This window comes from Oleiphilus sp. HI0128, from assembly GCF_001635365.1.
On sequence record NZ_LWGG01001418.1, the window covers coordinates 1 to 520 of the forward strand.

Below are 520 nucleotides of genomic sequence, written 5' to 3' on the forward strand. Positions count from 1 at the left end.
GGTAAGCGTTCAGATGTTTGGTCTGTTCGTGTTAGTGGGAATTGGAGGGTGACGTTCCGTTTCAATGGGGAACATGCAGAAATTGTAAATTACGAAGATTATCACTGAGGTGAAATTATGCTAATGCACAACCCTCCACATCCAGGCGAGATTATTAAAGAGCTTTGTCTTGAGCCTCTCGAGCTAAGTATCACTGCAGCGGCTGAAGCATTAGGCGTTAGTCGAAAAACACTCTCTAGTATTGTTAACGGTAAAGCAGGTATTAGCCCTGAAATGGCGGTGAGGCTTTCGATTGCGTTTAATACATCAGCTGAAAGTTGGTTGAATCAGCAAACACAATATGATTTGTGGCAGGCGGAAGCTAATCGAAGTGAACTCGATGTAAAGCCTTTAATTGCCGCCTAGCATATAAGACGAGTTAGATCTTGTAGACTTATGGGTGTATGTCCTGCCTTAAGTGCCTCTTGCTCTGCGAAAGTTTAGCGGTTCAGAAATACCAAGGAGGCACGTTGGAATAAAA

At 43.5% G+C, this 520-nt stretch carries 2 protein-coding genes; both read left to right on the forward strand.

Going from position 1 to position 520, the window contains the following annotated elements; all coding sequences use genetic code 11:
• Positions 1-108, forward strand: a 108-nt coding sequence (locus A3763_RS29915) for a type II toxin-antitoxin system RelE/ParE family toxin (protein ID WP_197483073.1), incomplete at its 5' end; no start/stop codon positions are given.
• Between the two features lie 15 nt (positions 109-123).
• A complete protein-coding gene (locus A3763_RS23540) occupies positions 124-405 on the forward strand; it encodes a HigA family addiction module antitoxin (RefSeq protein WP_369808245.1) in 282 nt (93 codons plus the stop codon).
• Positions 406-520: the final 115 nt, after the last annotated feature.